A 5,413-nucleotide genomic window follows, 5' to 3' on the forward strand; every position below is an offset into this window, starting at 1 on the left:
TACTGAGGGAGATCGTAACCGAATCATATAGCGACCAATTGCGGGACTGGAATCTTCAGGCGCTGACCGTCGGAGCCAAACTGGCGCACAAGAGCGGGAACTGCCGATACTGCATAGAGCCTCATCCTTCTTCGAGAGCTGCCGCCGACTTTTTTTTGAGCGGCACGGAAGGGATCGGATTCGGAGCGATTGCGGGGGGGTGTAATTTTATCAGCAGTTATCCGATGAGCCCTTCGACGGGGGTGTTGACTTTTTTGGCCAAACACAGCCGGACATTCGGTATCTGCGTCGAGCAGGCCGAAGACGAGATTGCCGCGTTTCAGATGGGGCTGGGAGCGTGGTACGGCGGCGGAGCGGCGATGAGCACGACGAGTGGCGGCGGGTTCGCCCTGATGGGCGAGGGATTAAGCCTCTCGGGAATGAGCGAAACGCCGATGGTCGTTTATCTGGCCCAGCGGCCCGGACCTGCAACGGGTCTTCCGACACGCACGGAACAAGGTGATCTGGAGTTGGCTCTTTATTCGGGTCACGGGGAGTTCCCGCGGATCGTGCTGGCACCGGGTGATCCGAAAGAGTGTTTCGACCTTACCCGCAAGGCGTTTGATCTTGCCGACACATACCAGACTCCGGTGATCGTGATGAGCGATCAGTATTTGGCGGACAGCTCTTTTAGTATCGAGCGGTTCCGCATCGACGGGAAACAACCGCTTCGCCATATCGTACAAACCGAAATGGGCTATAAACGCTATCGTCTCACACAAGAGGGAATCAGCCCGCGGGGGGTGCCCGGATACGGCGAGGGACTGGTGCTGATCGATTCGGACGAACATACCGAAGAAGGGCTGATTACCGAAAGCATGCATGTACGCAACGAGCAACATGGCAAAAGGCTGCGGAAAGCCGAATCGATCCGCTCCGAAGCGCTTGCCCCCGAAATCGACGGCGAAGGCAACATAGCCGTTGTTGGATGGGGAAGCACGAAACATATCATCTGTGAATCGGTCAAAAGGCTGAGGGATGAGAGGGTAGCAAGTGTTCATTTTTCATGGGTTCATCCGCTGTGCGCTTCTCAGCTGGCACCGCTGCGCAAGGCCGAACATACCATCGTCGTCGAAAATAACGCGACGGGGCAGTTCGCCAAGTTGCTACGTCTTAACGGAGTTGCCGTACACGATCAGATACTCAAACACGACGGCCTTCCGTTTTTTGTAGACGAGTTGGCGGAAAAGCTCGCGGCATTGCTAAAGGAGATACGATGAGTACACGCTTTGACAGAATCGTAGAGGATAACGCATGGTGTCCTGGATGCGGAAATTTTTCCATTTTGCTGCTTTTAAAAGAGGCATTGGAGGAGATGGGGCTGGATCCGATTCAAAGCGTCATCGTTTCGGGAATAGGCCAAGCCGCTAAAACGCCTCAATACATGAGCGTCAATATGTTCAACGGCCTCCACGGACGAGCTTTGAGCGTTGCGCAGGGATTGAAAGTAGCCAACCCCTCTTTAACGGTCATCGCCGAAGGGGGAGATGGCGATATGTACGGCGAAGGGGGAAACCACTTCATGGCGGCAATCCGCAGAAATGCCGGGATCGTCAATGTCGTGCATAACAACATGGTCTACGGTCTGACCAAAGGGCAGGCGTCTCCCACTTCCGCACGGGGATTTAAAACCCCCGTACAGGTTGAAGGAGTTCATACGGAGCCTTTTAATCCGATAGCGACGGCGATTTCGCTTGATGCATCGCTGGTTATCCGAACGTTTTCGGGGAACAAAGAACACTGTAAAGCGATGCTCAAAATTGCCCTCGCACACAAAGGGTATATTTTGATCGATATTTTCCAGCCGTGCGTCACCTTCAACAAAACCAATACGTTCAAGTGGTTCAAAGAGAATAGTTACGAGTTGCCCACTACGTATGACCCGACCGACAAAGTAAAGGCATTTGAAAAATCACTGGAAAGTCATCCTTTTCCGATCGGAGTGATTTACAAAAGCCCGCCTAAAAGCACGCTGGAAGAGATGTTGAGGAATGAGAGCGCTCTGAGTGATGCGCCGTTATACACGCATCGCGTCGATTATCGCTTACTCAGCGGCGAGATGGACAAATATATTTAACAAGGAGCGGAAGATGAAAAAATTTGAGTGCAATGTATGCGGATATATATATGACCCAGCGCTGGGAGACCCGGATACCGGCATTCCTCCCGGCACGCCTTTCGAGGATCTGCCTGAAGATTGGGTGTGTCCCGTCTGTAGCGTCGGTAAAGAGGATTTCAGCGAAGTATTCGAATAACGGTTATCGGAGAGACCTGAGAGCTATTGCCGTGCCGCTAAAATATAATTTTATTTGTTAAATATAATACAAGTATCGTTGTAACATAATAGTAGCTTCTGTATGTCACCATTGCCGTTATAAAGGAGATGTCATGTCAAGTTTCCAGAACGAACTTCATGAGAAACAGGAAAAACTACTTGCTAGACTAAAAAACCTTTCGGTCGATCATCTTATCGTTGCCAAACGCGCAAAAATGTCGATGCGTGAAATCTTAAGCTGCCTTGAAATCAGCGATAAGCAGAATATGGCATTGGATTTCGTTTTTAGCGAAATGGAAGCGTTCAAGCAGACCGCCGCACATATTTTGTATAAAGAAGATTTCTCGCTCGCCTGATAGTGCCTCTTTTCCGTTTTTCTCAATTCTCTGATTACTAAAACGCTGCATCAATATAAGTTATTTACAGTTCAAAACTTGACATTAACTGTTTTTATTAGTAAAATACTGCAATTAACAGTTATTTATTGCAAGGAAAAGTATGAACATCACCATCGTCAATTTCAAAGGGGGAGTGGGCAAATCGATGATCGCTCATCAGCTCATTACCGGATTCGGCTTTCGCGGATGCGAAGTCGATCCCTATGGCTCCCTTGCGGATCGTTTGCCCGAGCAGGTAGAGAAAATCGAAATACAGGAAAAACAATTGGCTCAGCCCGAGCAGGCGACGATTTTTGATTTCGGGGGATTTGACGACGTTAAACTCGATCAGGCGGTTGCCTATTCGGATCTGGTCATCATCCCTTTTATCCCGACACTGGAAACGATTCAGGGGACCGTCGATACGCTGGTGCGTGTCGCACCGATGAACAAACCGATATTGCTGGTTCCCAACATGAGCCAAAAAGAGAACGACATCAACGATGCTAAATTTGTTTTTGACGAAACGCTCGGATTTGAGGTCGAAATGTTCGCCTTGCCGATGAGCGTGGCATTGCAGACGGCGATCAACGAGAACTGCTCTATACTCGATCTTTCCAATCAGGGTGGCATCAAAGCGTACGCGTATCGCAAAAGTGCCAATCTTATCCGGGATCTGCATGAGAAAATCCGGGAATATAAAATCTGATAACAGTTATTTACAGTTTAAAAGGTAGTTAAAATGGAAAAGAACCAACCGGAAAACAAGTTTGCCAAGCGGGTTACCCAGCGGGAACTCTCAACACACGTAGCCATTCAAACGGCGAAGCATCCCGGCGGCCGGCCGAAAAAAAATGATGAGACCAAACAAAGTGAAAAAGTTTTTTTGACCCTGACAAAAGCGGAAAAAGAAAAAATAGATCAGTATGCCGATCGGACGGGAGAATCGATAGCGGGGGCTATTCGCAGAGCGCTTAAAGAAATGGGAATGATATAAAAGAAGTGGTGCGCCCGAAGGGATTCGAACCCCTGACCCCTGGTACCGGAAACCAGTGCTCTATCCAGCTGAGCTACGAACGCATGACGGATTCGGGGAAACTCCCCGAAAAAGAAACGAAAGAATACTCTAAAGTACCTTAGTCTTTCAAATACTCAGGCTTTTTTCATATATGCAGCGACGAGTACGATCGTCGAGCCGTTTATTTTGCCTTCAATGAATTTAGGATCGTCCGTGAGGCGGATATTTTTGACAATAGTTCCTCGCTTGGCGGTGAAACCGGCCCCTTTGACCTCAAGGTCTTTGATTAGAGTGACGGTGTCTCCTTCGTTCAAAATGGTTCCGTTGCTGTCACGGTGAACGACGGCTCCCCCTTCCTCAACTGCGGCACTTTTCAATGAGCCGGCATCCGCCCATGCTTTGACGTCGTCTTCAAGATAGAGCATATCAAGCTGGTCTTGTTCGCCGAGTGCGCTGAGAAGGCGGTATGCCATAACCTGCACGGCAGGGGTTTGGCTCCACATGCTGTCGCTTAGGCAGCGCCAGTGATCGGCATCCAGATTGGCGGGATTTTCGATCTGATCGCGGCACGTTCCGCAAAGGTAGACGGCTTTGTCAGCCGAGCCGTCTGATGGGGCAACGTCGAATACGCTCAGGTTTTCGTTCGCGCCGCAGAGCTCGCAGACGCCGTTGCTGCGTTCTTTCAATGTTTGTTCAATACTCATACTGTCACCTTTATTAAAAGTGCCATTATAGCGCATTTGGTGGCGCAAATTCGAGTCGGTCTCCGTCAGTCAGAACTTTCCCGCCGTTTTTGAGCAGTTTCATGGAAGTAAGTTCATCGATGATGGTGGAAAAAAAGAGGGCTTTGACATGCATGGTGTAAAGGCGAAAATTGTTTCGGCGGCATTTTTGCAGTTCCTCGGCAAGAAGGGCGGATGTGAGATGTTTGCTGTCGCGGGCTAGTTTGTCAAAGGCAGACGGATAAGATACCTCAATAATGAGCGAATGGATATGGGGGTTTTGATCCAATAGTTCCCAGATGCGGTTGCAGCGGTACGTATCGGCAGTAAAAAGTATCCCCTTGCCTTTTTGTTCGATTAGGTAACCGCAGCTGCCGTCCGTATGATCGGTTTTAAACGGCATAAGGGTTATGTCGTCGATGAAATAGATCGTTTCAGGTTCAATTTCGATGAATTCAAGTGTTTTGTCTGTGTGCCCGATAAGAGTAATCTGCTCAAAATTGGGCCAGATGCGGTCATTAAAGATAAAACGGCGCAGATCATCAAGGGTGGCTTTAAGGCCATAGATCTTCAGCGGTCCTTTTTTCTGTGTCACAAACAGATCGGCCAGAAAAGGGATGTCGATAATGTGGTCAAGATGCGAATGGGTCAAAAAAACATGCTCGATGGCAAAAACATCATTTTTTAATGTATTGATCAAATTCCCGGCATCAATAACGCAATGTTTTGAGACACGTAAACAGGTTGTTCCCTGTGTCGGTGTACGCGTTCCGCCGGTCCCCAAAAATTCGATGTAATCCATTTATACCCACGCATCATTGTATTGTGTTGATTATAGTATATTTATTGTTAATTGAACACTTAAGTCAAAACGGGAAAATAGCGTTATTTTCTTCTATTATATATAGCGTAGAATGAATGTCGAAACAAATGGAAAATTTCTTGCAAATTCTTTTGAATACCTCTTGACATAGTTTATTTT

The 5,413-nt window shown here is 48.2% G+C and carries 7 protein-coding genes, 1 tRNA gene and 1 pseudogene; 6 read left to right on the forward strand and 3 right to left on the reverse strand.

The window, feature by feature from the left end; genetic code table 11:
• The 6 genes and pseudogenes from JU82_RS03445 to JU82_RS03465 form a co-directional block, all read left to right on the forward strand.
• Positions 1–1,259: pseudogene (locus JU82_RS03445) on the forward strand (2-oxoacid:acceptor oxidoreductase subunit alpha); the annotation flags it as partial.
• Positions 1,256–2,116: a thiamine pyrophosphate-dependent enzyme gene (locus JU82_RS03450; protein ID WP_037946507.1), complete on the forward strand. Its 861-nt coding sequence runs from the start codon at positions 1,256–1,258 to the stop codon at positions 2,114–2,116. The pseudogene JU82_RS03445 and the gene JU82_RS03450, both read left to right, overlap by 4 nt.
• Positions 2,117–2,129: 13 nt before the next feature.
• Positions 2,130–2,294 (forward strand): rubredoxin, encoded by a 165-nt coding sequence (rd, locus tag JU82_RS11680; protein ID WP_294892086.1) that lies wholly within the window; start codon positions 2,130–2,132, stop codon positions 2,292–2,294.
• Positions 2,295–2,427: 133 nt separating this feature from the next.
• Positions 2,428–2,670, forward strand: coding sequence for a hypothetical protein (locus JU82_RS03455; RefSeq protein ID WP_037946508.1), 243 nt, complete (start codon positions 2,428–2,430; stop codon positions 2,668–2,670).
• A gap of 142 nt (positions 2,671–2,812) precedes the next feature.
• Positions 2,813–3,400 carry a ParA family protein gene (locus tag JU82_RS03460; protein ID WP_037946511.1) on the forward strand — a complete coding sequence of 196 codons (588 nt, stop codon included), beginning with the start codon at positions 2,813–2,815 and terminating at the stop codon, positions 3,398–3,400.
• A gap of 33 nt (positions 3,401–3,433) precedes the next feature.
• Positions 3,434–3,688, forward strand: a complete 255-nt coding sequence (locus tag JU82_RS03465; RefSeq protein ID WP_037946513.1) for a hypothetical protein — start codon at positions 3,434–3,436, stop codon at positions 3,686–3,688.
• A gap of 6 nt (positions 3,689–3,694) precedes the next feature.
• On the opposite strand, the gene JU82_RS03470 is transcribed toward JU82_RS03465, so the two are convergent.
• The 3 genes from JU82_RS03470 to JU82_RS03480 form a co-directional block, all read right to left on the reverse strand.
• Positions 3,695–3,771: transfer RNA gene (locus JU82_RS03470), tRNA-Arg, on the reverse strand.
• A gap of 72 nt (positions 3,772–3,843) precedes the next feature.
• On the reverse strand, positions 3,844–4,413 hold the full coding sequence (locus JU82_RS03475) for an alkylphosphonate utilization protein (RefSeq protein ID WP_037946514.1): 570 nt from the start codon (positions 4,411–4,413) through the stop codon (positions 3,844–3,846).
• Between the two features lie 25 nt (positions 4,414–4,438).
• Positions 4,439–5,233, reverse strand: a complete 795-nt coding sequence (locus JU82_RS03480) for an MBL fold metallo-hydrolase (RefSeq protein ID WP_294892087.1) — start codon at positions 5,231–5,233, stop codon at positions 4,439–4,441.
• Between the last annotated feature and the right edge of the window lie 180 nt (positions 5,234–5,413).

The sequence above is a fragment of the Sulfuricurvum sp. MLSB genome (assembly GCF_000747095.1).
Taxonomy (GTDB): Bacteria; Campylobacterota; Campylobacteria; order Campylobacterales; family Sulfurimonadaceae; genus Sulfuricurvum.